33 protein-coding genes are annotated in these 26,383 nt (G+C 71.7%); 24 read left to right on the top strand and 9 right to left on the bottom strand.

Translation table 11 applies throughout. From position 1 onward, the window contains the following. Positions 1-32: 32 nt before the first annotated feature. Positions 33-671, bottom strand: coding sequence for a hypothetical protein (locus G3I78_RS23275; protein WP_164427640.1), 639 nt, complete (start codon positions 669-671; stop codon positions 33-35). Between G3I78_RS23275 and G3I78_RS23270 the strand changes: the two genes are divergently transcribed. Further along, positions 664-882, top strand: coding sequence for a restriction endonuclease fold toxin-2 domain-containing protein (locus G3I78_RS23270; protein ID WP_164427275.1), 219 nt, complete (start codon positions 664-666; stop codon positions 880-882). The genes G3I78_RS23275 and G3I78_RS23270 overlap by 8 nt on opposite strands. Positions 883-921: 39 nt before the next feature. After that, the gene (locus G3I78_RS23265) at positions 922-1,368 is read left to right on the top strand and encodes a hypothetical protein (RefSeq protein WP_164427638.1); all 447 of its coding nucleotides are present in this window, start codon (positions 922-924) and stop codon (positions 1,366-1,368) included. 43 nt (positions 1,369-1,411) lie between these two features. On the opposite strand, the gene G3I78_RS23260 is transcribed toward G3I78_RS23265, so the two are convergent. The 8 genes from G3I78_RS23260 to G3I78_RS23225 form a co-directional block, all read right to left on the bottom strand. Beyond that, positions 1,412-2,917 carry an ATP-binding protein gene (locus tag G3I78_RS23260; protein ID WP_164427636.1) on the bottom strand — a complete coding sequence of 502 codons (1,506 nt, stop codon included), beginning with the start codon at positions 2,915-2,917 and terminating at the stop codon, positions 1,412-1,414. A gap of 47 nt (positions 2,918-2,964) precedes the next feature. Further along, entirely contained in the window at positions 2,965-3,510 is a 546-nt protein-coding gene (locus tag G3I78_RS23255; RefSeq protein WP_164427634.1) for a hypothetical protein, read from the bottom strand. Positions 3,511-3,535: 25 nt separating this feature from the next. Beyond that, positions 3,536-4,006, bottom strand: a complete 471-nt coding sequence (locus tag G3I78_RS23250; protein WP_164427632.1) for a DUF6238 family protein — start codon at positions 4,004-4,006, stop codon at positions 3,536-3,538. A 58-nt stretch (positions 4,007-4,064) separates the two neighbouring features. After that, on the bottom strand, positions 4,065-5,537 hold the full coding sequence (locus G3I78_RS23245; protein WP_164427630.1) for an SCO6880 family protein: 1,473 nt from the start codon (positions 5,535-5,537) through the stop codon (positions 4,065-4,067). A gap of 88 nt (positions 5,538-5,625) precedes the next feature. Continuing rightward, entirely contained in the window at positions 5,626-6,978 is a 1,353-nt protein-coding gene (locus tag G3I78_RS23240; protein WP_164427628.1) for a type IV secretion system protein, read from the bottom strand. A 37-nt stretch (positions 6,979-7,015) separates the two neighbouring features. Continuing rightward, positions 7,016-7,699, bottom strand: a complete 684-nt coding sequence (locus G3I78_RS23235) for a hypothetical protein (protein ID WP_164427626.1) — start codon at positions 7,697-7,699, stop codon at positions 7,016-7,018. After that, positions 7,699-8,007 carry a DUF6112 family protein gene (locus G3I78_RS23230; RefSeq protein ID WP_164427624.1) on the bottom strand — a complete coding sequence of 103 codons (309 nt, stop codon included), beginning with the start codon at positions 8,005-8,007 and terminating at the stop codon, positions 7,699-7,701. The genes G3I78_RS23235 and G3I78_RS23230 overlap by 1 nt, the downstream gene beginning before the upstream one ends. A gap of 268 nt (positions 8,008-8,275) precedes the next feature. After that, complete coding sequence (locus G3I78_RS23225) at positions 8,276-9,391, bottom strand: C40 family peptidase (RefSeq protein WP_164427622.1); 1,116 nt, start codon at positions 9,389-9,391, stop codon at positions 8,276-8,278. Positions 9,392-9,916: 525 nt separating this feature from the next. On the opposite strand from G3I78_RS23225, the gene G3I78_RS23220 reads away from it, so the two are divergent. From G3I78_RS23220 to G3I78_RS23115, 22 genes are all read left to right on the top strand, one after another. Next, positions 9,917-10,672, top strand: a complete 756-nt coding sequence (locus tag G3I78_RS23220; RefSeq protein ID WP_164427620.1) for a site-specific DNA-methyltransferase — start codon at positions 9,917-9,919, stop codon at positions 10,670-10,672. A gap of 267 nt (positions 10,673-10,939) precedes the next feature. Then, positions 10,940-11,506, top strand: coding sequence for a DUF4913 domain-containing protein (locus tag G3I78_RS23215; RefSeq protein WP_203615418.1), 567 nt, complete (start codon positions 10,940-10,942; stop codon positions 11,504-11,506). Beyond that, positions 11,493-11,978 carry a hypothetical protein gene (locus G3I78_RS23210; RefSeq protein ID WP_164427618.1) on the top strand — a complete coding sequence of 162 codons (486 nt, stop codon included), beginning with the start codon at positions 11,493-11,495 and terminating at the stop codon, positions 11,976-11,978. The genes G3I78_RS23215 and G3I78_RS23210 overlap by 14 nt, the downstream gene beginning before the upstream one ends. Next, complete coding sequence (locus G3I78_RS23205; protein WP_164427616.1) at positions 11,975-12,592, top strand: DUF3631 domain-containing protein; 618 nt, start codon at positions 11,975-11,977, stop codon at positions 12,590-12,592. Before G3I78_RS23210 ends, G3I78_RS23205 begins: the two co-directional genes overlap by 4 nt. Beyond that, a complete protein-coding gene (locus tag G3I78_RS23200) occupies positions 12,589-13,095 on the top strand; it encodes a GNAT family N-acetyltransferase (protein WP_343243826.1) in 507 nt (168 codons plus the stop codon). The genes G3I78_RS23205 and G3I78_RS23200 overlap by 4 nt, the downstream gene beginning before the upstream one ends. Continuing rightward, a complete protein-coding gene (locus tag G3I78_RS52090) occupies positions 13,092-13,769 on the top strand; it encodes a hypothetical protein (RefSeq protein ID WP_239157974.1) in 678 nt (225 codons plus the stop codon). The genes G3I78_RS23200 and G3I78_RS52090 overlap by 4 nt, the downstream gene beginning before the upstream one ends. Positions 13,770-13,825: 56 nt before the next feature. Further along, complete coding sequence (locus tag G3I78_RS23190) at positions 13,826-14,557, top strand: hypothetical protein (protein ID WP_164427614.1); 732 nt, start codon at positions 13,826-13,828, stop codon at positions 14,555-14,557. A gap of 202 nt (positions 14,558-14,759) precedes the next feature. After that, the gene (locus tag G3I78_RS23185; RefSeq protein ID WP_164427612.1) at positions 14,760-15,086 is read left to right on the top strand and encodes an SH3 domain-containing protein; all 327 of its coding nucleotides are present in this window, start codon (positions 14,760-14,762) and stop codon (positions 15,084-15,086) included. Between the two features lie 116 nt (positions 15,087-15,202). Further along, the gene (locus tag G3I78_RS23180; RefSeq protein ID WP_164427610.1) at positions 15,203-15,658 is read left to right on the top strand and encodes a hypothetical protein; all 456 of its coding nucleotides are present in this window, start codon (positions 15,203-15,205) and stop codon (positions 15,656-15,658) included. Further along, positions 15,655-16,089: a hypothetical protein gene (locus G3I78_RS23175; protein ID WP_164427608.1), complete on the top strand. Its 435-nt coding sequence runs from the start codon at positions 15,655-15,657 to the stop codon at positions 16,087-16,089. The genes G3I78_RS23180 and G3I78_RS23175 overlap by 4 nt, the downstream gene beginning before the upstream one ends. Positions 16,090-16,100: 11 nt before the next feature. Beyond that, complete coding sequence (locus G3I78_RS23170; RefSeq protein ID WP_164427606.1) at positions 16,101-16,523, top strand: hypothetical protein; 423 nt, start codon at positions 16,101-16,103, stop codon at positions 16,521-16,523. A gap of 31 nt (positions 16,524-16,554) precedes the next feature. After that, the gene (locus tag G3I78_RS23165; RefSeq protein WP_164427604.1) at positions 16,555-17,442 is read left to right on the top strand and encodes a helix-turn-helix domain-containing protein; all 888 of its coding nucleotides are present in this window, start codon (positions 16,555-16,557) and stop codon (positions 17,440-17,442) included. After that, entirely contained in the window at positions 17,439-17,954 is a 516-nt protein-coding gene (locus G3I78_RS23160) for a hypothetical protein (protein ID WP_164427602.1), read from the top strand. The genes G3I78_RS23165 and G3I78_RS23160 overlap by 4 nt, the downstream gene beginning before the upstream one ends. Beyond that, the gene (locus G3I78_RS23155; protein WP_343243825.1) at positions 17,951-19,186 is read left to right on the top strand and encodes an MFS transporter; all 1,236 of its coding nucleotides are present in this window, start codon (positions 17,951-17,953) and stop codon (positions 19,184-19,186) included. The genes G3I78_RS23160 and G3I78_RS23155 overlap by 4 nt, the downstream gene beginning before the upstream one ends. A gap of 40 nt (positions 19,187-19,226) precedes the next feature. Next, on the top strand, positions 19,227-19,565 hold the full coding sequence (locus tag G3I78_RS23150; RefSeq protein WP_203615376.1) for a hypothetical protein: 339 nt from the start codon (positions 19,227-19,229) through the stop codon (positions 19,563-19,565). 102 nt (positions 19,566-19,667) lie between these two features. Continuing rightward, positions 19,668-20,888, top strand: a complete 1,221-nt coding sequence (locus G3I78_RS23145; protein ID WP_164427895.1) for an ATP-grasp domain-containing protein — start codon at positions 19,668-19,670, stop codon at positions 20,886-20,888. 74 nt (positions 20,889-20,962) lie between these two features. Further along, positions 20,963-22,048 carry an MFS transporter gene (locus G3I78_RS23140; protein ID WP_239158007.1) on the top strand — a complete coding sequence of 362 codons (1,086 nt, stop codon included), beginning with the start codon at positions 20,963-20,965 and terminating at the stop codon, positions 22,046-22,048. Further along, positions 22,045-22,698: an HAD family phosphatase gene (locus G3I78_RS23135; protein ID WP_164427600.1), complete on the top strand. Its 654-nt coding sequence runs from the start codon at positions 22,045-22,047 to the stop codon at positions 22,696-22,698. Before G3I78_RS23140 ends, G3I78_RS23135 begins: the two co-directional genes overlap by 4 nt. Positions 22,699-22,738: 40 nt before the next feature. Continuing rightward, entirely contained in the window at positions 22,739-23,602 is an 864-nt protein-coding gene (locus G3I78_RS23130; protein WP_164427598.1) for a DUF317 domain-containing protein, read from the top strand. 29 nt (positions 23,603-23,631) lie between these two features. Next, on the top strand, positions 23,632-24,120 hold the full coding sequence (locus G3I78_RS23125; protein ID WP_164427596.1) for a hypothetical protein: 489 nt from the start codon (positions 23,632-23,634) through the stop codon (positions 24,118-24,120). Between the two features lie 67 nt (positions 24,121-24,187). Continuing rightward, positions 24,188-24,985, top strand: coding sequence for a DUF317 domain-containing protein (locus G3I78_RS23120; RefSeq protein ID WP_203615375.1), 798 nt, complete (start codon positions 24,188-24,190; stop codon positions 24,983-24,985). Positions 24,986-25,021: 36 nt separating this feature from the next. Continuing rightward, the gene (locus tag G3I78_RS23115) at positions 25,022-26,044 is read left to right on the top strand and encodes a SpaA isopeptide-forming pilin-related protein (protein WP_164427592.1); all 1,023 of its coding nucleotides are present in this window, start codon (positions 25,022-25,024) and stop codon (positions 26,042-26,044) included. Positions 26,045-26,383: the final 339 nt, after the last annotated feature.

The raw sequence follows: 26,383 nt of genomic DNA, 5'->3' as shown, positions 1-26,383 counted from the left end.
GAGGGAGACGGAATGCCTACCGCCCCAGCCAGTCAGGGTCGTGGTCCGCTCGAACCGTGCTGTGGCCCAGTCGGCGCCGCAGGCGCGCCAGGCACAGGTGGCTGCTTGAGGAGCCCGAAGTGGTCCGGCGGCGGATCGTAGTGCGCTCGGAGGATCGTCAGGTCGGCCTCGGCGGCCATGGCCAGGGCTGAGGAGATTCTGCTGGCCGCGTCGCGCAGCAGCCATGGCGGCGAGCCGGGTTCCGCGCCACGGTTTTGGTTCTTCCACCGAGCGGCGAGGGCCAGGTGGTCGATGACCTCGGCGAGGAATGGCTCGACCGCGTCCAGGAGCGCGTTGAGGGCGGCGCTGAACTCGGCCGCGCTGTCGGCTGCGCCGAGCGCCTCACGGTAGGGGCTCAGGTCCGGGGCGGGCATGGACGGGGCAGACAGTGGATGGGCGGTGCGGAATGCGGCGGCGTCGCGCTCGGCCCACCGGTGGAGATCGCCGGAGGTGGCCGACCCGGTGCGGTGGGCGCGGATCTGTTCGCTGGTGCGGCCGACGTTGTCGTACAGCTCGAAGTCGGGGTGGGAGATGGCGGATTCCAGATCGGTGCGGTGAACGGGTGAGAGGGAGGACGTGGGCGGAGCAGCTCGTGACGTCGGCGCCTGCCTGCGACGGGAGCGGATGTGCAAGGTTTCCCGGCCGCTCGGCACGGCTGGCACTGCTTTCCTCTACGACAAGGACCGACGGGAGCTCCGCAAGTACGCGGCTGCGCTCCAGGATCTGCGGAACACGGAGATGCGCGGCGTCGAAGCCGTCACCAACAACGAGGAGGCGGTCCAGTACTGGCGCATCATGATGGCCGCTTATGGCGTCCAAGGCCACGCTCGCTACGTTCCCTGACCCGCCAGTACCCCCCCGCACAGGAAGCGCCCCGCCACGATGGAACCGGAAGAGATCGCAGAACTGCGCACGATGTACGTCTTCACCTCGCCGAAGGGGCAGAGCTGGGGGCTGACGTACGAGGGCCTGGAGACGAAGCTGCGTGAGCGTAACTCCGACGAGTTCATCGGTATCGGGGACGGGACCGACGGGTCGGTCGAAGGATCGTCGATGCATTTCGGCATTACCCTCGACGACGAGCAGCTGGAGGGCATGGCTCTGCTGTCACCCGAGGGCGTGTCCGTGCTGGACAGCAACGCCCACTTGGCGGCCACGTTCGTTCGATGGCTTCGGGACAACGTGGTGCCGAGCGGCACGGGGGTAATGGTCAACACCGAGTGGGGTCTGGAGGCCGGTATGCCTCCGGTGTCTGTTCCCGACGCTCCTCGGCCGCGAATCGTGGCCGCCTTCGTCGAACACGTCGAGGTGACAGGCGGTCTCGACTGATGGCGGGGCCCTTGGCCTTCCCGCGGCGAACCGGTCCCATTTCTCAGTGCATGCGGGTGTCGGTGTCGAAGAGGCTGAGTTCGTGGGGGTGGAGGTGGTGCTGGACGATGAAGGACCGTCCGGCGACTCGCCACAGGCCGCGTCCGCGGTTGAGGTGGGCGATGGCTTCGCGTTCCACGGTGGTCAGGCCCAGCAGGGCTGCTGCGGCCTGGAGTTGGTCGGTTTCCTGGCGGTAGATGATGCGGGTGGAGCAGTCGGCGAGGAGACCTTCGGCGAGGGCTCGGCCGGCGGATCCGGCGTCGCCGGCGGTGAGCAGGTCGGAGAGCCGGTGGATGACCATGAGGTTGGCGATGCCCAGGCCGCGGCTGAGTTTCCACTGGGACTGCATGCGCCGCAGGAGGCCGGGGTGGCGCATCAGGCGCCAGGCTTCGTCGTAGACGATCCAGCGACGGCCGCCGTCCGGGTCGGACAGTGCGGATTCCATCCAGGCGGAGGCGCAGGTCATGGCGAGGACGAGGGCGGTGTCGTCGCCGGATCCGCCCAGTTGGGACAGGTCGATCGTCAGCATCGGCGAGGTGGGGTCGAAGGCGACCGTGGAGGGCGCGTCGAACATGCCGGCGAGGTCGCCGTGGACGAGGCGGCGCATGGCGTGGGCGAGGTAGCAGGAGGCGTCGCCGAGGCGGCCGGACATGAGGCCGCCGGCCTCGTCGAGTTGATGGGGGTTGTTGAGGGTGGCGGCGATGTCTCCGAGCAGCGGGGTGCGACCGGTGGCGGCGGCGCGGGTGACGACGGTGTCCAGGGCGACGTCGAGGCCCGTGTGCTCCATGGGCTGCAGATCCCGGCCGAGGACGGTGCGTGCCAGTGAGCCGAGCAGCAGCAGACGGCGTTTGCGGACCTCGCCCGCCCAGTCCGCTTCCGGAACGCTGGCGGGCCTCGGCGCGGCGTCCAGCGGGTTGAGCTTTCCCGGCAGGCCCGGCCCGAGCGTGATGGAGGTGCCGCCCAGCGCGCGGGCCACCGGGGTCCATTCGCCCTTCGGGTCGCAGGGGACGTAGATCCGGTATCCGAAGGCGATCGAGCGCAGTGCGAAGGACTTGGCGAGCGCCGACTTGCCCTGTCCGATCACCCCGGCCAGCAGCACGTTGGGGTTGGTGAACCCCTCGATCTTCCCGTACAGCGCGAAGGGGTCGAAGCAGAAGCTGGCTTCGGCGTGGACGTCGCTGCCGATGTAGATGCCCTCGGCGCCGAGGCCGCCTTCGGCGAGGAACGGGTACGCGCCGCTCGCGGTGGCGGTGGTCATGCGGTGGGCGGGCAGACGGAGCCGGTTGCCTCGGGCCGATGCCGGGCCGGGCCGCCCGGCGGGCGTGTACAGCGGCAGCGGCATCCCCGGCTCCCCTGCGCCGGCGCCGTCGCGATCGATGGTTGCTTCGGCGCGGGCCTTGGCTGTGGCCTCGGCGAGCTGTCGGCGGGCGGCCTTGCGGGAGGCGCGATCGGTGTCGTGCGGGGTGAACAAGGGGCTGGCGCTGGCGCGGCGCGCGGGCCGGTGACTCATGACGGGGCGGCTTTCACGGGACGGCGGCGTGGGACGCAGCGCAGGGGTCAGACGGCGGGCGAGGCGCTGAACAGGTGCGTCCGGTAGGAACGGCCGTCGTTGTTCCAGTCCAGGTGCAGCTCGCCGTCGGCGAGGTGCTTGCCGGAGCCGGCCTTGTAGCTGAGGACGGGCGTGGAGTAGGTGTTGTTGTAGTTGGCGCTGGAGGTGCTGTTCTCCAGACGGGACTCGATGCCGCGGTACTTCGCCGACTTCTTGACCGGGTCGGTGCCCGCGACGGACCTCTTGATCTGGAGGGTGAAGTAGGCGCCGTCGAAGAGGGAGCGGTCGTCGGCACGGCTGTAGACCGGCCCGTCCCAGCTGATCTTGGCGTAGGCGGAGACGGTGGAGCCGGAGCGCCGGGCGCACTGGCGGACCGTGACGTTCCAGTTGTCGGCCCACGGGCCGTTGTAGGAGGGGTCGTCGATGCTCTTCTTGCTGGTGCTGCACCGGTAGTCGGCCGCGGCGGCGGGGGAGGCGCCCGCGAGCGCGGCGGCGCCGGTGGCGAGCGTGGCGAGGACGACGGCGGTGGAGGTGGTGCGCTTGGGGAGGTGCACGTAAGGGCCTTCGGGGATGCGGGAGTTACTGGGCGCAGGTGGTGGTGTGGCCGGGCGGCGGGGTGTTCAGGTCGCGTGGGGTGGTCGTACGGCGCACGGCGTGGCCGGCGGTGAGGTGGCGTTGGCAGATGGTCAGGACGGGAGGTCCCTCGGGCAGCCGTTCGGGGTGGCAGTCCGTGTCGGTGGGGGGTCCGTCTGCGACGGGCAGGAGGTGGAAGGCGTCGTGCACCGCGGTGGCGGTCTGGAACAGCCGGGCGTGCGCGGTGGCGAGGTGCCGTCCGGCGGCGGGGTGCGGGGGCCGGGTGGTCGCGGCGAGCCGGTCGAGCAGCTGGTGCAGCGCGGTCAGGTGCGTGTGGAGCACGTCGAGGTGCACGCGGTCCGCAGGCGAAGCGCTGTGCTGGGTGCGTGGGGCGAGGGCGCGGGTGTGGTGGCGGATACCGGCGCTGGCGGCCCGCAGGTACGGGTACGCGTCACCGGCGGGAAGAGCAGAGGTCACAGAGGGCAGAGGTCCTTCCTGCCGGATCGGCAGGATTCCGGCGGTGCCGGGGTGGGGGTCACAGGGCGGTGCGGGCGAGGGGGAGGGCGCCGAGGGCGAAGGCTTCGGGCTGCTGGAAGAACAGGCGCCGCAGGTCGACCTGGGCGCCGGCGGCGGCGGTCTCGATCTGTGCGCACGCGGCGTCGAGCGCCGCGTCGGTCGCGGCGGACACGGTGAGCAGCCCGGTCAGCGCGACATCGGCGTGCCCCGCGATCAGCTGCAGCTCCCGTGTCTTGACGTCCGCGTACTCCACGGAGTCGGACTCAGCGTCGACCTGCCCGCGCCGGGCCCGTTCGTTGGCGTCCGCGATGATCGCCGCCTTCGCGCGCCGGACGTCGCGCAGCGCGGACTCGAGCCCCCGCGGCACGTAGATCAGGGAGAGGCTGCGCCGGACTCCGGCGGTGAACATCAGGCCGTGCAGGAAACCGGCCGAGGTCTCGGTGCGGGGCCAGTCCTCGACCCAGTAGGTGGCGTGCCGGGCGGAGTCGGTGGCGAGCCGGTCGTACTCCTCGACCTGGACCACCGGGCCGGCGGCGGCCGGGTCGGCCTCGGCCCGCCCGTTCGGCGACCACTGCTGCAGCAGGCCGAGCGCGGCGGGATCGTAGGCGGTGCGGATGACGGCGGCGATCTCGCGGGCGGTGAGCCAGCCCGTGACCGTCAGCCCGGCGCTGCGCGCGGCCTGCGCGATGGAGGCGGTGGTCTGCTGCAGGACGGTGAACGCGCCGGGCAGGCCGCCGCCGGCCTGGGAGATCAGGCGCTTGGCGGCCTTGAGGTCGAGGCTGATGGCGAGGTATGTCTCGTGCGGGGCGGCGGCCGGTCCGGCGGAGGCGACCAGATCCGAGTAGACCTGCCCCGCGAGCTGGGCGTCGGGATGGCCGTGGCGGTGCCAGTGGCGGGTGAGGGTGTCGCCGCTGTCGGGGACGGTGCGCTCCAGGACCTGCACGGTGGCGACATGGCCGGGGCGGGCGATCCCGGCCAGGGCCCGTCCCCAGCCGGTGACGTGGTGGTTCTGCGTCGCCGGGTCGAGGAGTGCGAAAGCGCGGCTGGAGATGCGGGCGACGGCGGTCAGGGTCTGGTGGTGAGGGTCGTGCACGGCGGCAGCGCCGTTGGCGGAGTCGCCCGGGGTGACCACCTTCAATGAGGCGGCGGTGCCGGGCAGGTGCAGGAGGCCGTCCTGGCGGGGCCGGGAGGCGGGCCGGGCCAGCCACCGCATCTGTCCGCTGCGCCGTCGCCAGAGGTAGCGGGTGGCGATCGGCGCCCAGTCGGTCAGCGGGCGGCCGTGCCGGCGGATCGTGACCAGCGCGGCGACCGCGCCCCACAGGGGTGTCAGGGCGATCGCGCCGAGCAGCCCGGTGGACATCACCACGACCAGCAGCAGTGCCATCGCGCTGGAAACGGCGACGAGTTGGGGCAGGGAGAGGCCGAGCAGGATGCCGCGCCGGGAGCGGTGCGGGAATTTGACGGTGAGCGGTGCGACGGTGAGATCAGACAAGGGCCGTTCCGGTGGTGCGCGGTGTGGTGGCCGGGGCGGCACGCGGCGGCGACGTGCCCAGCGCCTGCCGCCCCGGAGTCGGGGGAGGTCACGGACCGGTGGGCGGTGGCGGTGGCGTTCCGGGTTCGGCGGCGGTGGCCGGGCCGGAAGCGGGCGGGTCACCCTGCGGCGGCGGTGCCGACGTCCCGGTGCCGGGCTGCGACATGAAGCCGCTCCCGCTGGACGGAGATCCGGGACCGCTGCCCTGTCCGGAGGCGCCGCCGATCTGACCGCTGGTGTCGTCCCGGGGACTGGTCGGCGGGGGTCGGACGGCCTTGTCCAACGTCTTCTTGATTCCCGCGCCGCTGCCGACCGCGGCGGTCGGGGTGATGGAGCGGCCGGTGCCCGGCGTGGGGTGGGCGGCGATGTCGCCGGGAAATGCGCCCGGGACCGTCTCCGGGCCCTGCGGGGCGCCGCCCGATCCCACCGCACTTCCGGCCCCGGCCCCGGCCGCGGTGGCGGCGGCCTTGCGGCCGACGCGCTCGGCGTGCTGGCGGGCTACCTGGGCACCGGCTCCGGCGGAGCGGTGCAGGGCCTCGGCATCGGTCTGCGCGGCGGCCCAGTGCACGAACTTGAACGTCGCGTACGGGCACAACAACACCAGAGCGAGGATGACCAGGCCGGCCAGCACGTCGGCGAGCGCGGCGATGCCGCCCGTGGCGTCGGTCTTGCCCTGAGCCGCGAGGCCGAGCACGAAGATGACGGTCATCAGCAACTTGGAGGCGACGAGGGCGGCGGTGCCCTCGATCCAGCCCTGACGCCACCGGCGGGCGACCTCCCAGCCGCCACCCGCTCCGGCGAAGACCGCGAGGGTGACCATGATGAGGATGCCGACCTTGCGCAGCATCATGACGCCCCAGTACAGGAACGCGGCGAGCGCGGTGCCGAACCCGGCGACCACGGTGACCAGCCAGCCCAGGCCGGACAGGGAGGCGAGTTGGCCGACCTTGACCAGACGCCGCACCGCGGTGGCGATGTCCACGTGGGCGGCCTTGAGCAGCCCGGCCGAGAGAGCGTCGACCACTTCGACGGCCACGGTGGTGAACGCGATCGCCGTGAACGCGAACAGCACTCCGACGGCGGTGCCGGTGAACGCCTGGGTCAGGGCCTGGCCGTCGCGGCGGATCGCGGCGCGCACCAGCTGCGCGGAGAAGGTGGCGACCAGGACGACCAGGCCGATGGGCAGGATCAGCTCGTAGTTGTCGCGGAACCAGCCCGCGTTCAGGTCGACGCTGGTGGTGGTGTCGACCGCCTCGGCCGCCAAGTCGACGGCAGCGGCGGCGAGTTCACCGGAACTCTTGGCCATCCAGTTGCCGATGGCCGTGCCGGGATCGGAGGCGAAGTCCACGGCGTCGCCGACGGCGCAGAGTTTGTCCGCGAGAGGGAGGTCGCAGAAGCCCAAGGGGAGTCATCCTCTTTTCTCAGGTGGGCTTGAGGTGTCAGGGCACGACGCGCGGGGCGATGGACACCAGGGAGCAGTCCGCGCTTGGGCGGCACTGCACGGCGAGGGTCAGTGAGCGGTCCTCGGCGCCGGCGCCGCCCTGCTTCCACGCGATCTGCTGGGTGCCGGTGACGGTCACGGCGTAGATGTACGCCTCCGTGATCGCGGAGGGATCGTCCGCCAGGGCTTCCTTGAACGCCGAGGGGTAGTGGGCCTCTGTGACAGTGGTCGCGGCGTACTGGTTCTGGTCGGCCATCCGAGACCACAGCACCGGATCCGGTACCTGCGCGGCGATCGATGCCCAGTCGGCGTACCGGGTCTCCGGCGTCAACCATGCCTGCATTCCGGCGAGTTGCTGATCGCGGCTGGTGGTGCGGGTGTCGTACGACCACAGCATCGTGGCGGCGGCCTTGGCGAACGCGACCGGGTCTGCCAGCTGCGGGGGGCTCGTGACTGAACCGGTCCCGGCCGACGCCGACGGTCCGGTGGATGAGGTGGTGCTGCTTGATCCTGCGGCCGGTTCGGCGGGCTGGTTGTCGCCGACTGGGGTGCGGCCGGTGAGCAGGGCGACGACGGTGGTGAGGGCCAGCAGGACGGCGAGGCCGGCCGCGAGGACCGTGATGCGCCGCCGGGACGGCCAGGTGCTGCCGAAGCCGGACGGGCGGGGGAAGTGTCTGGTCATCAGCGGACCTGCGAGCCCAGGGCGGAGAAGAAGGCGATGATGCCGTTGGCGGCCCCGAGACCGAGGGCGGCGCCGGCCGAGACGACCGCGCCCTTCTTGCCGTTGGCCTCGGCCTGGTGCCCGCCGGAGTGATGGCCCCAGGCCCACACCCCGAGTGAGACGGCGAGCGCGCCGACCACGGCGATGATCGCGAACAGGTTGATCGAGTTGACCACGGTCTTGAGTACGGCGAGGCCAGGCAGGCCGCCGCCGGAGGGCGTGATACCGGGGTCGTAGGCCAGGTACTGCCAGGTGTCGAGCAGGTGCAAATGAAGCTCCTTGGGCGCACCGAAGCCCGGCGCGCGGGAATCACAGAGATCGGGTGGCGCTTGGCCTGGCCACCGGCGGCGACGGCCAGGCCCGGAGAAGCTGCCGCGATAGCACGCTGTGTGCGATGGCGGGTAGGTGCTCCGTGGTGTCGGGGAGGGTGTTGGGCAGGACGCCCGCCCTGCTGGGCCTGTCCGTGAAGAGTGCGGAAGCGGTCCAGGGGGTGTTCCGGTCTGGGGCGGTGCGCGGGGATGCCGCGCCCGGCCGGGGTCAGATGACCCGGCGGGCGGCGAGGATGTCCCAGTCCGCAAGAGGCGTAATCCGAACGGGCTTTCCGGTCCTTGGTGCCTCGATCGCGAGTCCCGAGCCGATGTACATGCCGACGTGTTCAGGGCGGGTGGCACTGCCGCGGGAGAAGATCAGGTCCCCGGGCTCAAGTGCCCTGGGGGAAACGGACTTGCCCTCGTTGATCTGCGTGTACGTGGTACGGGTCAGCGTGATCCCGGCGTGCGCGTATGCCTGTTGGGTCAGCGAGGAGCAGTCGCAGCGGCCCATCGGGTCGGGGCCGTGCGGCGCGGTGCAGGTGCCGCCCCACTGGTACATCGTGCCGAGCTGCGCCATCGCCCAGGCGATCGCCTTGCGCGCCGTCGGATCGGCGGCCTTCGGAATCGAGTAGCCCTTGGGCACCGACCCCTCCGGGATGGTTCCGTACCCGGAGCCGTCCCCGGTGGCCGCGCAGGACGTGGTGCTGGAGGCGGTGTCCGTCTCGCTGGTGTCCTGGCCGGAGCTGGGGAACGTTGCGGCGATCGCCGTCTGCAGGACGGTCGCCAGCTCCTCCCACTGCGCATAGGCGTCAGGGTAGGCCGAGCGCTGGACCGCCTGTGCGGCCTGGGTGACGGTCAGCTGCTGCCAGCCACCCACCTCCAGCAGCGCCCGGTAGAACCGGCCGCTCGCGTAGACGGGGTCGCGGATCTGGGCGGCGGTGCCCCAGCCCTGACTCGGCCGCTGCTGGAACAGACCCAGCGAGTCGCGGTCGCCGTAGCCGAGGTTCTGCAGCCGTGACTCCTGCATCGCGGTGGCGAGCGCAATGATCTGACCCTTCGCCGGCACGCGCAGGCTGATCCCGGTGGCCACGATCGTACGGGCGTTGGGGATCTGCTCCTCAGGCAGGGACAGGCCCTCGACCTGCATGCCTTTGGCGGAGGCGCCGTTGAGGATCTTGGTGACCTGCTCGACGGCCGTGCCGGTGTCGACGTCGCCCACGCAGGCGAAAGAGGAGTAGGTGCTCTGGGCGGCCTCGCTGCTGGTGGCCATCACCATGGCCGTCCCGGCGAGGAGAAGCGGGGAGAGGACGAAGACGCCGATGCCGGCGGCCACGCCCTTCAAGCGGGGATGCCTCCCGGCTGGCGGTTGCGGGCCGAGGACCGGTGTGCGGGCAGGTGTGGGCAGAGCGGTGTCATGGCGAGGTCCTTGGGTGAAGTCCCGGCGGCGCGTGCGGCGTTGAGGAAAGGGCGCGACGGCCGGGTGGTGGGTGAATCGGGACCCGGGGGCAGGTGCGAGTTGCCGCTCGCACCCGTTCGGGGGCGTCGGGTCAGGTGTGGCGGGACAGAGGGGATACCTCCACGCGGGCAGGGGTGGCGATGTGCCATCGGCTGGATAGGCCGGGCAGTTCCAAAACAGTAAGGGCGGATCCCCGGTTGCCGAAATCGTTGGTGATCAAGGCTTGGTTTCGGGGTTCTTGGCGGCGATGGCGCTCAACCGGGGATCGTGCCCTACAGTTTTGGCTCATCTCCCTCGCCCTGCCCGCTGCGCGGACCCGTGGTGCCTTCCTGCCCGCATACGGTCCCGCCGGGTTATCCGGGCGGCCTGGAGCACCGCTTTTTAGTCTCCGACCCGAATTGGGGTATCTCTTTGCCTTTTTCGCTACATCAGGGCGACGCGCTCGGCGTCCTCGCCGAACTTCCGGACGACTGCGTCGACGCCGTCATCACCGACCCGCCCTACAACTCTGGCGGGCGCACCGCCAAAGAACGCACCTCCCGCAGTGCGAAGCAGAAGTACACCTCCGCCGACGCCGGGCACGAGCTGCCGGACTTCACGGGCGAGAACATGGACCAGCGCAGTTACGGGTTCTGGCTGACCCAGATCATGACCGAGGCGCACCGGCTCACCAAGACCGGCGGCACGGCGCTGCTGTTCACCGACTGGCGGCAGCTGCCGATCACCACGGACGCCATCCAGGCAGCCGGCTGGCTCTGGCGTGGCGTGCTCGCCTGGCACAAGCCGCAGGCCAGGCCGCAGAAGGGGCGCTTCACCCAGAACTGCGAGTTCATCGTCTGGGCGTCCAACGGGCCGATCGACGCCGCCCGCAACCCGGTCTACCTGCCCGGCCTCTACAGCGCCTCGCAGCCGTCGGGCAAGAACCGGCAGCACATCACGCAGAAGCCCATCTCGGTCATGCGGGAGCTGGTGCAGATCTCCCCGCCGGGCGGCACGGTGCTCGACTTCACCTGCGGCTCGGGCTCTACGGGAGTCGCGGCCCTGCTGGAGGGCCGCGACTTCATCGGCGTCGAGAAGACCAAGCACTACGCGAACATCGCCAATGAGCGGCTATTGCAGACGGTGCAACAGGTGCTGTCCCAGGAGGACTTGACCCTCACGTCCTGAGCCCCGTCGTGCGGTGCGGGCGGCCTGCGGTGTGGCCCGCCGCGCCCTGGCCGTTGACGCGCTTGGCGTTATAGCAGCCAAGTCCCGGTTACCGAAACCGGGTATTCTCCGGATGGTTTGAGTCGCAATTCAGCCCGATGGCTGCGGCTCAAGGAGGCCCCTTTTTTCGTGCCTGAATACATAAACCCCCCGCAGGACGGCGAGACGGAGCCCGTCCGGCTGCCGGAGTCCGACCTGGAGAGCGTTTCGGCGAGCGTGCGCAAACTGATGGAGCAGTCCGCGGAACAGGCCCGCCAGCTCGACAGCCTCGCCTCCGCACCCATGTCCCCGGACATGCCGTTCGGTGCCTTCGGCATGCCGGGGTTCGCGGGCTTGGCGCCGCAGGCGGCCCCGCCGGAGCCCCGCCCGATCCTGGAACTGGAGGGCGAGGAGTACGAGGACGAACTCGACGCGCTGTCGGACTGGGTGGACGACTACCTCGTCCGCGTCTACGGGGCGGAGGTCACCACCGCCGCCCCGTGGTGCGAGCAGTGGCAGGAACACTCCGACGTCGTCGCCTGGCTCCATGCACTGTGGCTGGCCTACCAGCAGCACAAGGATCCCGAAGCCGGACTGAGCGGCCTGTTCGTGTGGCACCGGGACTTCCTCACGCACGCCATGGCCGCCGTCCGGGCCGCCGGCGGGCCGCTGTCCGCGTGCATGACCGATCCGGCCCGGCCCGCCCACCGCCTCCTGCCCGGCCCGCCGCCCTCCAGCCGGACCACCGCCGCTGCGGTACCGGAGGAACCGGAGCAGAACGGCGAGCCTTCCAGGGGGCCGGATGAGCGGCCGTGACCGGCCGGCCTTCGGGCTCTCCTTCGACCCGCGCGCCCTGACCGACCTTCTCCAGGCCCCCTCGGACATCCGCGACCTGGCGCTCACCCAGCTCCAGGACATCGTCGCCGCCCGCCTGTTCGGCGCCAAACTCACCCGTGATCTCGCCGGGTGCCGCAAGGTCTACGTCGATCACCGCAACGCGTGGCGCATCGTCTACGCCCAGCGGCCGGCGCCCGCCACCTCCACGCACACCACCGAGATCCACGTCGTCGCGGTACGCCCGAGGGGGGCGCACGACGTCTACGACACCGCCCGGACCCGCCTCGGCATCGCCCGATGGCCTCTGGGCGAGCGCACCCACGCGGCCCGCACCCGCTCGCCGCAGCTCGGCGTACGCCCGCCCGTCCCCAAGCCCGGACCGCCGCCCTACATGCTGCCGGGCCATCCCCAACCGGCACTGCCCCCGCCCCAGAAGGACCCCGTTCGTTGACGCAGTTCCCCAGCCTGAACGACCAGGTCGCCGCCGTACTGGCGCCGGCCCCGGCCGCCGAGAATCCGCACCACCGCACCCTCGTGGCGATGTTCGTCGAGATCCATCTCGACCGCCGGCTCGCCGACCTGGCTGGTGCCGAACGCCCCGCCGGTGTCACCGCGACCCAACGGCTCGATCAGCTCACCGACCTGCTGATCGAACGCATGGCGGCCGGGGCCGAGTTGAGCACACTGCTGTCCAACGGCTGCTGTTGTGCGGCGGCATACGAGCCCGAACCGCCCAGCCACGACGAGCCGGAGGACGACGGGGAACCCGACGGTGGGCCGGACTCCGATCCTGAAGTCGACCCCGCCGCCGAGGACTTCGACATCTTCGACGATCGCGGCTCGGCGCAGGGCATCAGCACTGCTGAACTGGTCGCACGCCTGCGCGCGCGGCCCGGGGAGGCCGAGGGGCGCTGGCGCTACACCGATCTCACCCCGGTCCGCCTCGCGATGCTCCTGCGCCCCCACGGCATGACGTCCCGCAAGCCGCGCACCGCCGCCGGCAGCCGCTACCGCGCCTGTCGGCGCAGCGACCTGCAGGCCGCCCGCCCGGACTGCTCCTGGTGACCTGCCCCGTCCTCGCACGCACCCGAGAGGTGACGGCGGCGGACGAGGACCTGGTCGCCGCCTTCCACGCGCAGTGTTCCGCGCAGAACCTGCTGCGCCGCTGGGGCCGTACCCGCCTTACGCCCCGTGACCTGGCGCGGCTGCTCGCCCAGGCGCGCTGCTGGGTCGGACTCGACACCGACGAGCAGCCCCTGGCCCTTGTCTGTGTCGGGCCCGTCACCGCTCAGCCGGGCGTCGTCGATCTCGGACTGCAGGTCGCCGATGACCACCAGCGGCGCGGCATCGGCACAGTCATGGCCCGGCAGGCGGCCCTCATCGCCCGCGCCGACGGGGCGCACACCCTCACCGCGTTCACCCACAGGTCGAACACGCCGATGCTCCGGCTCCTGGAGCGTCTGGGACCTGCCCGGCTCACCCGCGACGGCCCCTGTGTCGAGGCACGCGTCGCCCTGCACGGGTATGCCCCGGACACGCACTCATGCCCACGGGCCGCTCCGCGATGACCTCACCTCCCGCGGCCTTGCCCGACCGCAGCGCGCGCACCGTGTTCGACCTCCGGATCGAGACGGCGGCAGGATGCAGCATCGACAGGCTGTGCCGGCACCGCGACGAGGGTCTCCTCGGTGCCCCGCACGCGGCCTTGGCGGACGCTCACCGCGACCTCGTGAGGGCCGAGCGGGACGTCACCTTCTACCGCGCCCGTCTCGCCCGCCTGGCCTCCGGTGAATTCCCTGTCGACCGGGATCTGTTCACGCGGATCGAGCGCACCGTCGACCAGCTCTCCGATGCCATCGACGCGCGCGACGCCCAGCAGGTCAGGACTGCCGCCGCTCTGGAGCCGGTCGAAGCCGCCGCGCCACCGCGTGTGCCACGCCAGGTACCGGCGCAGGACGTCGCGGCCCTGCTCGCCATCGCCCAGGGCGCCAAGCTGCACGAGAACCTGATCACGCACCGGCTTGCCGTGGCGACAGGCTCGCGGTCCTGCATCTCCTACGCCCAGTTGCAGCGCCTGGAGGCCAGGGGCTTCGTGGACCGTGACACCTCCCACCCGGTGCACGCCGGCCAGCCGGTGACGCTCACCGATGCCGGCCGGGCCGCCCTCACCGCCCCGCGCCCCGCCGGCCCGCCCGGCACCACGCCGCCGCCCTCGCCGACTCCCGCGCGCCTGCGTCGCTGAACGGCCCAACTTCCCTTTGCCGCGACGCCGTTGGCGTCGCCGAACCGAAAGTACCGATGCCCACCGACTCAACCGATTCACCGGACTTCCGCCTGGTCGGCTACCGCGCCGCCACCGACCGCGTCGAGGACCAGTTCTGGCAGCACATCGGCATAGAGGAGGACCAGCTCACCGCCCTGGTCGAGCACCACGCCGAGGACGGCGAGCACAGCTTCTACCTGATGCACAACGGTGCCGTCACCTGGGGTATCCCGGGCGAGCCCCAGCTCGTCGCCCTCTACCTCCAGCGTGACACCGGCGCGCGGACCTTCCGCTTCGACCACGCCGCCTTCGCCCTGCCGGCGATGGCCCAGTCCTGGCTGATCGCCCGGGGCTGCCCCGAGGAGGAGATCCTCCTCGCCGACGGCATGGGCACCGCACCTGCCGACCAGGCCACCCGCGCCCTGGAGCGGCGACTACGCAGGGACGGCGACCAATTCGCCCTGCTGACCAGCTACACGCACGACACCACGCCGATGGAGATCACCGTGCTGCTGCGTGCCCTCGACGAGAAGGCGCCGATGCCGTTCCGGATCCTGCTCGAAGAGGCCGACCTCACGGCGCGGACGCACATCCTTCGCGAGGGCGGCTTCGCCACGTTCGAGGCCGCCACCCGGTGGTGGGAGGCGCACTGGAGCGGCGAGGCGATCCCGCTGCCACCGGCCACCCCGGCAGCCCGCCGGGCCACCGCCGCCGGCGTGCCCGCTCCGCCCGCGCGTCCTGCTCCATCACGCCGCCCGGGCCACTGAATTCGCAGCTCACCGGCCCCGCTCTGCACTTCCCCGCACGCTGAAATCCCAGCAGCCTTCGGTGCAGTGGCGCGGAATGTAGCACGCAATCCCCGGTTACCGAAACCGGGGATTCTCCGGACTCTTGTTCTCGTCCGCACGGCGTCAGCCCGGGCCTGTTGTCCGTATTCCCTTCCCCATTCTTCGTGGAGTTCTCATCCTCATGCGCACCACCCGCATAGCCGTCTCCGCTGCCGTTCTCGGCGCGCTCGCTCTCCCGCTCGTGTCCACCTCCACCGCCAGTGCCGCACCCTCCCTCAGCAGCTGCGCGGCCAAGCCGCTCCCGTACCAGGTGCACGCCAAGGCGGTGACGATCCGTTCGAAGGCGTCTTCCAAGTCCACGGCGCTCGGCGTGCTCTACCGCAGCCACAAGTTCACCGTCCACAAGAGCAGCGGGAACTGGCACTACATCACCGACAGGACCACCGGCATCAAGGGCTGGGTGTCCGGAAAGTACGTCTACCGCGACACCGCCATGTGCCTGGACTAGCAGACCCGCCGGCAATTCCCCGGTCCGGCACGTGAGTTCACGAGGCCGGCACAGGAACGGGACGGGCGGAGCGGCCTTTCCCGCCCCCGAATCCGCGAATGAAAGGAGCTCCTTTCGTGTCCGAATTCCACCAGGACGTGATGGGCGTCGTCACCGAGCGGATCGAGGACCGCTTCCAGATGCCTCTCGCCGATCTGCGCCGGGCGGTTGAGGCAGCACCGCAGGCCCATCCCGATGCCACCAGCGTCGTGCACTGGTACGGCCTGCTCGCTGAATCCCAGGACGCCCTCGATACTGCGGAGGACGCACTCATCGAGGCGCTCGGCACCCAGCCGGGTGAACTCGACGACGTGACCATGGAGTTGGCACATCAGGTCAACGCGGCGGTCGCCGTCCGGGACGGTCGCGTGATGGTCGTGGACCATCTCCTCGACCCCCTCGCCTGGGGCAAGCTCGGACCCGGCGGCTGGCGTCGCGGGGATTCTGACGCGCGCCGCGCTCCGGCGCTGCCCACCTCCCGACCCGCACTGCCCGGCACGCGGGGAATCCCGGCGCGAGGGGCGACGCGATGAGCGTCACCGACAAGTCCTCCAGCCGCGACACCGCGCTGGAAGAGGCGTTCGGCGCCTCCATCACCGAACTGTATGCGCGGGCAGCGGGCTCCGAGGCCGGCGCAGCCCTCCACCGCGCGCTGGAGCTGCGCAGCTTTCTCGTGGTCGCCGAGGAGGTGGTCATCCGCGTCCGGGACCGCGTCCACACCGCCATGGCCCCCGACCGGGACCTGGGCGAGCTGTCCGCCGAAGCTCTGCGGTGGGACGCCCAGTGGCTGGACGCGGCGCTGGCCAGCCGTGACGGCTACCTCGCCGCCCTCGACGACCTCCTGCGCACGATGCCCGCTCCTGGCCAGCGCGCAAGGCGACCCGTGCAGTTCGCCCAGCCGAAGATCACCGCCACCGCTCCGCCCGCCCCCGGCGGTGGGGCGGTGCGGGCCAACCGCCCCTGAAAGCCCGCCGATTGACCCAGCCCGACATCACCCCCCACACCGTCTCCGCGATCATCGCCGAGCGCATCGAGGCGCTGTACGGGCAGCCGCTGGCCGAACTCGAAGCCCTCGCCGACAGCACTTCCGACGCGACCCTGCTCGCCGCGCTTACGAGCGGCCACAGCGACCTGGTCCTCGCCGAACGCAACATCGCCTTCCAAAGGGAGAGGCTGCGCGAACTCACGGCCCCTGAAAGGGAGATCGGCCGCCACGCCGCCGGGCACATTCTCGACTGCGCCCGCCGCATCGCTGAGTCCGTCGCCACCCGCGACGCCTGCGCCAAGAGCACCGGCACCGTCCTGGCAGGGCTACGCCGCGCACCGGCCCCGCAGTCCCAACCGCCGCTGCCGCCCGCACCTGCTGCTCCGACGCCCGCCACGTCCTACACCCGCTGATCTGCCCCGTACCGCTTGAGGAGCTCCACCCGTGGCCACGCCCGCTCAGCCCCCCGCCACCCCGAACGACCTTCCCGGGGTCACCAAGACCCTGGATCTGCTCGCCCCGCGCTGGAGCGTGTGGGTGCTGATGACCCTCTCCTCCCAGCCGCTGCGCTACGCCGAGATCAAGCCGAAGCTGCCGTGGCTCGCCGACGGGCAGCTCCACCCCCGGCTGCGCCACCTCACCAGTGCCGGCGTGGTCGAACGCACCGAATACGGCCCGCGCCACGTCACCTACGGCCTCACCGGCCGCGGCGCCGACCTGCTGCCCGTCCTGGCCCAGATCGCCGCCTGGGGCGACACCCACCTGGAGAAGGAACTCGTCACCAACAAGGCCACCGGCGCGATGGAGCCCGAGAAGATCCCCCCGGCCCAGAACATCGACGACACGATCGCCCTGATCGCCCCGCGCCACGCCACCCCGATCCTGGCAGCCCTTATGGCCCGGGGCCGGGCGAGCGCCAAGACCCTGGCCGCCGAGGCCATGCCCGGCTACGGACTGACCGCCGTCTACAAGCCCCTGGACCGCCTGGCCGCCGACGGCCTCGTCACGGCCACCGGGACCGGCGACTTCCAGCTGTCCGTCAGCGGCCAGGAACTCGCCCCCGTCTTCGCGGCCATCACGACCTGGGCTGCCCGCCCGCCCGCCGAGAGCGACCCGCTTCGCCGACGCGGAGGCGCCCCGTCCCAGACCCCCTCCGGGCCGTGGGCAACCACCCCGCCCCGCCTTCCGGCACCCGCAGCTCCTGCCGCACCGTCGGTCCGCCCGGCCCTGGCCATCCCTGCCGCTGCCGGCCCGGCGTGGAAGCCCGGCGACCTCTTCTCCCACCAGATACCCGCCCGCCCCATCACCCCGGCAGGAGGCCCCCGCCGGTGACCGCCTCCCCGACGGACCACATCGTGCGCGAACGCCGCGCGATCCGGGCGCTGACCCTGCCGGGCCTGATCCGCCTGGTCACCGAGATCGACGACAACGGCCCCATCAGCCAGAAGCGTGGCAGCCTGCAAGGCGCCCTCGGTGACCTCCCCCTCGGACACCTACGCCACGCCATCGACACCGCACGCGACCTCGGCCTCGTCCACGCCGGCGGACACGCCACCGTCCGCTACCAGCTCACCGCGAGCGGCAAGGACCTCGCCGAGTTCTACGACACCGCGGCACGCTGGGCCCGCGCCCGGCAACTCCCCAGCCCCGTAAGTGATTTCGTCGCCCGTGTCCAACACGCCCTCCAGGCCGAGGACGACGGTTCGCCCTACACCGGCGCGACGCCCGAACCGCCCACTCCGCGGGCGGCACTGTCCGCGTGGCTCACGGCCCATCCCCGCCTGCTGCGCCGGGACACCGCCCCCTGCTTGGAGGCAGCGCAGGAATCGGGGCGCGCTGCGTGAGATCCCAGGTCGGACCGCGGCACGCCCGCCAACCGGTCCCCAGCCTGCTGCGCGGCATCTACCTGCCGCGCAGCACGGACGCCGCCGCGTTCGCCATGGCCACCTACGGCATCCCGCTGCTGGTGCTGGCCACCACCCATTCCGCCGCACTGACCGGCCTCGCGTTCGTGCTGGAATGGGTGCCCCGCCTGGGCACGTTCGCCGTCGCCGGTACTCTCGTCGACCGTCACGGCACCACCGCCGTACTCCGTACGGCCTCCGCGGGCCGGGCCCTGGCCGCCTTGACCGCCGCGTTCATCCTGCCGACACAGGAAACGGGATACGGGGCGACGGTCACCGTCATGTTCCTCGCCGCGCTCACCGGAATCCTCAGCGAATGCTCGTACATCGCGGCCGAGACCGCAGGCGGGGTGGCCGGCCGTGAGGCCGGCACCCGCGCTCACCGGGTGCAGTCGGCGCTGCTCGGCATCGACCAGGTCGCCACCCTGTCCGGTCCCGCGCTCGCCGGGCTGCTGCTGGAGTGGACCGGCGCGGCCGGAATGCTGACGGTGGTCGCCGTCTTCTCCCTGCTCACCAGCGTGCTGGCCCCGCGCCAGGACCACCGGGCCGCCGCACCGCGGCCGGCCGCACGCGGGCTGCGCACCGGCTGGTCGACCCTGCGGGCGCTGCCGGCCCTCGGCTGGCTGGTTGCGGGGCTGACCGTGTCCAACCTGGCCACCGGGCTCCTGCAGGCCGCCATCCCGGTGATCATCGTGCAACAGCTCGGACACTCCACGGCCGATGCGGGGCTGATCTGGTCGGTCGCCGCCGTGGCCTCGCTCGTCGCCATCATCGTGTGCCGCCGGGCGATCGACCAATTCGGTCTCTGGTCCGTCGGCGCCGTGTCCGCGACGATCGCCGCCCTGGGGTGTCTGGCCATTTCCTTCGCCGACACCTATGGCACCTATCTCGCCCTGATCGCCGTCCTGATGGCCGGTGAGGGCGGCATGACGGTCGTGCTGCGCACCGTGCGCTCCCGCCTCATCCCCACGGACGTGTTCGGCGCCACCCTGTCGCTGACCATCCTGCTCCTCCTGCTGCCCTTCCCCCTTGCCGGTGTCCTCGTCGCCACCGTGCCGCCCGCCCAGTTCGGCTACCTGATCACCCTGTGCGCCGCACTGCAGGCCGCTGGCCTGTTCACCGCCTTCGCCCGGCTGCGCACCGCCCCCGCACTGCGCACCTCCTTCGCCTGACCCGCACGGTCACCTCCAGACCCCCTCGGAGACCGCCACCATGTCCACGTCCCACGCCCTTACCGCCTCCTGCGCCCTGCCGGTGCTCCGACCGCCGTGGCGCGCGGGCTCCCGCCCGACGCTGACCGACCGCTTCCGGGCCTTCGACGCCGAGCACCCCTACGTCTACCGCGCGCTGGAGCGTCTGACGGCCGACCGGCTCGCCGCCGGCGCCACCCGCGTCGGGCTGAAGGCGCTCTTCGAGGATCTGCGCTGGCAATTGCCCGCGGGCGTGCGCGGACTGAACAACTCCTTCACCGCCCTGTACGCCCGCAAGTTGATCGAGGACCACCCCGACTGGGCGTCCGCGTTCGAGCTGCGCCGACGCCGCACCCTCTGAGCCCGGTGCACCGCTCCCTGCCTCAGCTCGCCCTCCCCACCGCACTGTCTGGAGCCCTTGTTGTCCTCTCGCCCCGTCGTCCTGGTCGTGGCCGCCGCCGACATGGAGGCCCAGGCGTACCGCGGCACCTGTCTGGAGAACGTCGCCGTCCACTACGACGTCGTCCTGATCTCCGGTGCCGAGCCGACCTGGGAGAAGGACTTCCTCGTCGACTACGAGGTCGCCGACCCGACTGATCAGGCAGCGCTGAGTGCAGCCGGGCGCGCGCTGGCCGAGCGGCATCGGCTGGCCGGGGTGATGACGTTGACCGAGTGGTACCTCGTCCCCGTCGCCCGCCTCGCCCGCCAGCTCGACCTGCCCACCACCGCCCCGGAGGCACTTCAGGGCTGCCGCAACAAGCACACCTCACGCACCCTCTTCGCCCGCCACGGGGTGCCCTCCGCCGCCTCCGTCAGCGTCCGCACCGAGCACGAGGCACACGTAGCCGCCCGCCGCATCGGCTTCCCCGTCGTCCTCAAGCCCGCCGCGCACGCCGCGAGCATGGGCGTCATCCGCGTCGACACCGCCGGCGAACTGCCTGCCGCGTACGCCGTCGCCGCCAAGACCGCCGGTCAGGGAGTGGAGAGCACCCAGGTGCTGGTCGAGGAATACCTCGACGGGCCCGAGATGAGCGTCGAGTGCGTCACCTACCGGGGGCAGAGCACCGTCGTCGCCGTCACCCGCAAGACTGTCGGCTGCGCGCCGTACTTCGAGGAGCTGGCTCACGCGGTCGACGCGGACGACCCGCTCCGTGCCACCGTGACCCCGGCTGCCCTCGCCGCGCTCGACGCCCTCGGCGTAACCGACGGCGTCAGCCACGTCGAACTCCGCGTGGTCGACGGCCGCGCCCGCCTCATCGAGGTCAACGCCCGGATCGCCGGCGACATGATCAGCCACCTCGTCCATCTGGCCACCGGCGTCGACCTCGCCCGCGCCGCCGCCGACATCGCCTGCGGACGCACCCCCGACCTCACCCCCACCCGCCGGCAGGCCGCCGCGATCCGCTTCCTCTACCCCGCCTACTCCGGCACCCTCACCGCCCGCCGCATCACGAAGCCCGTCGGGGGAGTGGAACGCGTGCGCTTCCAGCGACAGCCCGGCGACAAGCTGCTGCTGCCCCAGGACGGCGGCGACCTGTTCACCGCCCGCATTGGCTACCTGATTACCACCGGGCCGACCACCGCCATCGTCCAGGCCCGCGCCCAGGAGGCGTACCGCGCCCTCGACGTCCAGGTGACTCCGGCCGAGCAGACCGTCCCGGCTATCGGGGAGAGCGGCGCGTGACCCCGACCGTGGCGCCCGAACTGGCTTACAGCCGACGGCTGTTGACCGGGTATTTCGCCGGCCTGGGCGTGGTGATGGCTGTCTGGGGCGCTCGCATGCCCGCCGTTCAGTCGGCCGCCGAGGTGAGCACCGCCGCCCTCGCCCTGGTCCTGCTGGCCGCCGCCCTCGGCATGGTCGCCGGACTGAAGACGGGCGGACGCCTCGCTCACCCGGCCCGCCTCCCCGCGCTCCTGGCGTTCGGGGCACTCGGCCTTGCCGCCTGCCTCGCGGTCCTCGGGGCGTGCCGAAGCCTGGAGAGCCTCCTGGCCGCCGGGTTCGTCTTCGGCGTCGCGCACGGAGTCGTCGACGTCGCCGCCAATGCCGCAGCGGTGCGCTGCCAGGACGCGCACGGCCGGCCCATCATGGCGGGACTGCACGCGGCATACAGCCTCGGCGCCCTCGCCGGCGCCGTCCTGGCCGCGATCACCGCCCACAGCTCGCACACCGTCCTGTTCGCCGCCGTCGGGGCCGGCGCCGCCGCGGCGGCATCGGCAGCAACCCGGCTCACCCGCACGCTCGCCAGCCCGGAACCCGAACCCGTCCACCACCCTGTGGCATCGGTCCGGGACCGGCGCGAGAGCTTGTCGAGGCCCCGGTTGTGGCTGCTGGGCGCGCTCGCCGCGGCCACCCTGCTCGGTGAAGGGGCCGCCGCCGACTGGGCCTCCGTCCACCTGCACGACCTCGGCGCGACCGCGGCGACCAGCGCCGCGGCCTACGCCGCCTACAGCGCCGCCATGGCCACCGGCCGCCTCGCCGGAGACCGGCTCACCGCCCGCTTCGGCGCCGTCGCCGTCGTACGCACCGGCGCCGCCCTGGCCGCGCTCGGCCTCACCGCCGGTCTGGCCGGCGCCACCATCACCTTCGCCCTGCTCGGCTGGGCGGCCTTCGGACTGGGCTTGTCCGTGACCATCCCCAGCCTGATCACCGCCGCCGGAACCGGCGGACCGGGCGCGGTCGCCACCGTCGCGGTCACCGGCTACGTCGGCCTGCTCACCGGACCCGCCCTCATCGGCGCCCTCGCCACCCTCATCACCCTCCCGCACGCGCTGCTGCTGCCCGCCCTCCTCGCCGTCGCCGTCGCCGCCCTCGCCCCCAAAGCCCTGGAGAAACCCACCCCTTGACCCGCACCCCCGTCTCCCCGACCGGCGTGGACGCCGTCATCCTCGACTACAACGGCGTCATCGGCTTCCAGCCGGCCCTCGGTCAGTGGCAGCACCTCGCCCGGCTCGCCGGCTGGCCCGACACCGCCCTCGCCTCCCTCCAGCGCGCCTTCTGGAACGCCCGCGAACCGTACGACGCCGGCCAGCTCAGCGACCTCGCGTACTGGGCCAAGGTGCTCGGCTCCCACCCCGGACCGCGCCTGCTGCGCGAACTCCGCACGGCCGACACCGCCATGTGGACCCGCACCGACCCCCACGTCCTCGACCTCCTGTACCGCGCCCGCACGTCGGGGCTGCCCATGGTGCTGCTCTCCAACGCCCCGGCCCACCTCAGCAACGTCCTGGATGCCACCGACTGGCGGCGCCACCTGATGGATGACGCTCTGTATTCCGCGCGCCTGGGCCTGTGCAAGCCGGATCCGGCGGCGTACGAACATGCCCTGGCCGCCACCGGCATCTTCGACCCCGGGCGGGTGGTGTTCGTCGATGACCGCGAGGACAACTGTCGGGCCGCCGCCGCACTGGGCCTGCGCACCCACCACTACACCGGCCAACTCACCGATCTGGAACGGCAGTTGTGGCCCGCGCTCGCGGGGCGCGCCGAATTCTGACCCCGGCACGCGCCGCCCACTACCCAGCCTCAACCCCAGGATGTTCGTGCCCGACACTGAAGAGATCGACGGCGACGTCTACGTCTTTCCTCGCTACCTCGCCGGCACCTCGTGGTCCGTCGATCCCGCTCTGGAGCCGCTGCAAGCACTCGGCTTCGACTTCAGCAGCGACGATTGCGACAACACCTACGCCATCTCTCCCGATCACCGCGTCCGACTCGGCTTCCTGCCCGAGGGGGAGGACGACGGACTGTGGCGGATCAACGCCTACCGCGACCGCTTCGGCCCGCCCGTATGGGGCGTCTCCTTCAACGACGCGGCCCCTACCGAGTTCGTCACCGCTTTCACCACCGCCCTCGCCCGGGCATACACCGCCGGCCCCGACGCCTACCTCGCCGAGCCCGATCTCAAAGACCCTGAACTCGGCGCCTTCGACGCCGTCGTCCCGCTGATCAAGAACGGCTGGCAGTTCCAGCACCCCCGCTGGGGCGTGATGGAACTGCAGGCCCCGGACGGGATGGCCACCTGCGAATACACCACCGGCCACCTCGATTCCGAGAAGGAACTCACCACTCTTGGGGCCCGATGGCACCTGTGGGGCGGCCCGAAGAACGGCTACGCCCGCTGGTACGCCACCGCCACCACCCACACCCCCATCCCCTTGGTGAAGGCCATCACCCGGAGCGTGTCCGACCCGGCGCCCCTGCCCCGCTGGAGGGACTCGATGCCCTCGGGGCTGCGTAAAGCCGCACAGCTCACCCCCGTCCTCCCGCCGCGCCCGCCGGCCCCGACCCCGCTCGACGTACAGCGCATTGCCTCCCGCCGCCCGGCCGCGCTGCCCACGACCAGCGTCCCGCGCTGGAGCACCACCAGCCGCCCGGCCCTGCCCAGCCCCCGCCGTTGACACCGGCCCCGAACCCGACCGGAGACTCCTTGTCCCTGCAGGCACCCGAGTTCTTCGCCGAACTGTGCCTCCCTTTCCACGACCACACCGTCGTCGGCAACACCTACTACGCTGCCCCGGTTCCGGGCACGCCCCTGCGGCTGCGGATCGACTTCAGCCACACCATCTACGCCGACACCTACGGCGGGCTGCGCCTGGCGGTCGTCCACCCGGACCGCGGCGAGATCGACGCCGTGGCCCTCGCATTCGTGGACCACGGCACCTTTCACCGCCGTGACGAAGCCAACAACACCAGCCCCAACGCCAGCGAGTACGGCACGTTCGGCAAGTACCACCGTCAAGGCCGGCCACCGTGGGAGGGCGCCGTCACCACTGGCCTGCGCGATGCCATCGAGCAGTACAGCGCCGTCTGGTTCCCTGGTGCCTGGACCGCATCCGCGCCCAGCCGCACCGCGGACCGGGCCCCGCGCCCCTCTCCCGCCGCGCCTGTCACCCGTGTTGGCGCCCGCGTCCGCTGAGCCGCCCCTCCACCCACCGGCCCCGGCATTCGGCGTTCCGTACTTTCCCGCAGGAGCACTGCCCGTGATGACCCACCCCCTGGAGAACCTCGACCCGGCCCAAACCGTGCAGGTACTTCCCCGCCACCTCGCCGGACCCGGCGCCCTTGACCCCCGCACGGCGTGGGCCTTTCCCTTCGACGAGGGCTGGCTGTTCGCCCAGACCGACGACGGCACTGCCGCCGCGCTCAGCCCCTGCCTACGACTGCAGACCACCTACTCCCCCCAGCCCGACAAGCGAGGCAAGGGCACGTGGACCATCACCGCACACCAAGCCCCGTTCACCCCGCCGGACTTCACCCCGCCAGCCTGGTGGATCACCTTTGACGCCACCACCCCCGTCGAACTGCTCCACGACGTCCACACCGAACTGCTCGACCTCTACCTCGAAGACCGGCACAGCGGCCAAGACCGCTTGTTCCAGGACGAGATGGCGCCGCACCAGGCATACGCACCGTTGCTCGCCCGCGGCTGGAGCCACGACGTCAAGACCGACGGCACACAGACTTTCCTCACCCCGGACGAACTCGGCGGCGTACGCCACCAGTACGCCAACGGCGCCGACAGACCAGCCTGGCGGACCTGGGGCGGATTCCCCAGCGAGCCCCACTGGACGGCCCTCCTCTCCTTCGGGACACCCACCAGGCTCGCCGCAGCCCTCACCGCCTCGCTGATCTCCACCGAGCCACTGCACCGCACCGTCCAGGACATCCCCGTCCACACCCGCCGCGCCCTCTACGTCACCACCACGACAGCCCGGCAGGCGCCCGGCAACACACTTGCGGCCCCGCCGCCTCCCGCCCCGGCCTCCGGCCGGACCCGATGACCCTCCCCGCCCCCTGATCAAGGAGCCCCTCTTCTCGTGCATCCCCGTTTCGTCCGCGGCGCCGTACGAACCGCTGCCGTCGCCGCCGCGGTAACCGGCACCCTCAGCTGGGCGCCGTCCGCGACGGCGCAGCCGTCCGAGCCGACCTCCTCAGCCTCCGTCGCTCCCGCACAAACACCGGCCCCTGACGCGGGCGGCGTCGAGATCACCGTGAAGGACACGGCCGGGGATGTGCTCCCCGGCGCCGCGTTCCTGCTGCTCGACTCCGCCGGCCAGGAAGCCGGACGAGGCACGACCGGCACACAGGGGAAGCTGGCCTTCTCCGACCTCGCGCCGGGCATCTACCGGCTCAAACAGACGGCTTCCGGCAGCCCGCTGCACGACGTCGTCGACGACCAGGACGTCATCGTCACTCCCGGTGCCGACACCACGCTGACGATCGTCGACCCGTTCAAGTCCGCCTCACTTCTGCTGGAGGCCAAGGACGACAAGACCGGCAAGCTGCTGGCCGGCTCCACGGTCAACATCGGCAGCGGCGACACGACCATCCTGACGCTGACGACCGGCTCCGAGGGAACGGCCAGCGGCACACTGCCCATCACCTCCCGCACCGGCAGCACCTTCTGGGTCAAGCAGGTGAAGGCGCCCGCCGGCTACGAGATCTACCCGTCCGCGAAGAAGTTCAAGGCCAAGCCGGACGACCCGGTGACCGTGACCATCACCAACGCCAAGAAGACCAGCAGCACGACCCCTGCCCCCACGCCCTCCAAGAAGCCGACCAACACGGCGACCGCGCCGGGCGACACGGCGAGTGGCGGCACGGCGGCCAGCGCGGCGGGCTCCTCGACCACGGGCGCCGGCTCTTCGCCGACGGCCGACGCGTCCGACGCAGCCACCTCCAAGGCCGCGGTCGGCTCCCTCGCGCACACTGGAGCCGATGCCAGCCCGTGGCTCGTCGGCGGTGCAGGACTCCTTGTCGCCAGCGGTATCGGAACGATCGTGGCCGCCCGCGCCCGCCGCAGCGGCAGAGACGCGACCACGTTGCCCTGTGAAGACTGACACGACTGCACACACCCTGATATCAAGGCCCGGGAATCCCCTAACGGTTCCCGGGCTCGTTGTCGTTTCACCAGGCCAGCGCACGTGGAGCGTAGTGATCACACAGCCGGCCCGGCTGTCGTCGTCTGTCACCCGATGGCCCGTCGAGGGGTATGCGCGGGCTCCGAGCGTGCACCGCGGCATCCCCTGACCCGCTGCAGGCGCTGAAGGCTGCAACCACCTGCCGCAGTCGCCCGTCCTGGGCAACGTGACGGCTTCCTCACCACTGAACGCGGCGTCCTCCTGGCCTCGGTGCGCCCCCAGCTCTGATTCCCCACGTGGCGGCTGTACCGGTCGTCA

It is taken from the genome of Streptomyces sp. SID13726 (assembly GCF_010548375.1).
Lineage (GTDB): Bacteria > Actinomycetota > Actinomycetes > Streptomycetales > Streptomycetaceae > Streptomyces.
Note: the sequence above shows the minus strand (reverse complement) of the source record. Positions and strands in the feature narration are given on the sequence as shown.

Excerpts from the sequence above, each read along its gene's own strand:
- G3I78_RS23270 (WP_164427275.1), top strand. The coding sequence starts at position 664 with ATGTGCAAGGTTTCCCGGCCGCTCGGCACGGCTGGCACTGCTTTCCTC.
- G3I78_RS23140 (WP_239158007.1), top strand. The coding sequence starts at position 20,963 with ATGGCTGTCTGGGGCGCTCGCATGCCCGCCGTTCAGTCGGCCGCCGAG.
- G3I78_RS23185 (WP_164427612.1), top strand. The coding sequence starts at position 14,760 with ATGCGCACCACCCGCATAGCCGTCTCCGCTGCCGTTCTCGGCGCGCTC.
- G3I78_RS23260 (WP_164427636.1), bottom strand. The coding sequence starts at position 2,917 with ATGAGTCACCGGCCCGCGCGCCGCGCCAGCGCCAGCCCCTTGTTCACC.
- G3I78_RS23210 (WP_164427618.1), top strand. The coding sequence starts at position 11,493 with ATGAGCGGCCGTGACCGGCCGGCCTTCGGGCTCTCCTTCGACCCGCGC.
- G3I78_RS23215 (WP_203615418.1), top strand. The coding sequence starts at position 10,940 with ATGGAGCAGTCCGCGGAACAGGCCCGCCAGCTCGACAGCCTCGCCTCC.
- G3I78_RS23150 (WP_203615376.1), top strand. The coding sequence starts at position 19,227 with ATGTCCACGTCCCACGCCCTTACCGCCTCCTGCGCCCTGCCGGTGCTC.
- G3I78_RS23190 (WP_164427614.1), top strand. The coding sequence starts at position 13,826 with ATGCCCACCGACTCAACCGATTCACCGGACTTCCGCCTGGTCGGCTAC.
- G3I78_RS23235 (WP_164427626.1), bottom strand. The coding sequence starts at position 7,699 with ATGACCAGACACTTCCCCCGCCCGTCCGGCTTCGGCAGCACCTGGCCG.
- G3I78_RS23145 (WP_164427895.1), top strand. The coding sequence starts at position 19,668 with ATGGAGGCCCAGGCGTACCGCGGCACCTGTCTGGAGAACGTCGCCGTC.
- G3I78_RS52090 (WP_239157974.1), top strand. The coding sequence starts at position 13,092 with ATGACCTCACCTCCCGCGGCCTTGCCCGACCGCAGCGCGCGCACCGTG.
- G3I78_RS23265 (WP_164427638.1), top strand. The coding sequence starts at position 922 with ATGGAACCGGAAGAGATCGCAGAACTGCGCACGATGTACGTCTTCACC.
- G3I78_RS23120 (WP_203615375.1), top strand. The coding sequence starts at position 24,188 with ATGACCCACCCCCTGGAGAACCTCGACCCGGCCCAAACCGTGCAGGTA.
- G3I78_RS23130 (WP_164427598.1), top strand. The coding sequence starts at position 22,739 with ATGTTCGTGCCCGACACTGAAGAGATCGACGGCGACGTCTACGTCTTT.
- G3I78_RS23175 (WP_164427608.1), top strand. The coding sequence starts at position 15,655 with ATGAGCGTCACCGACAAGTCCTCCAGCCGCGACACCGCGCTGGAAGAG.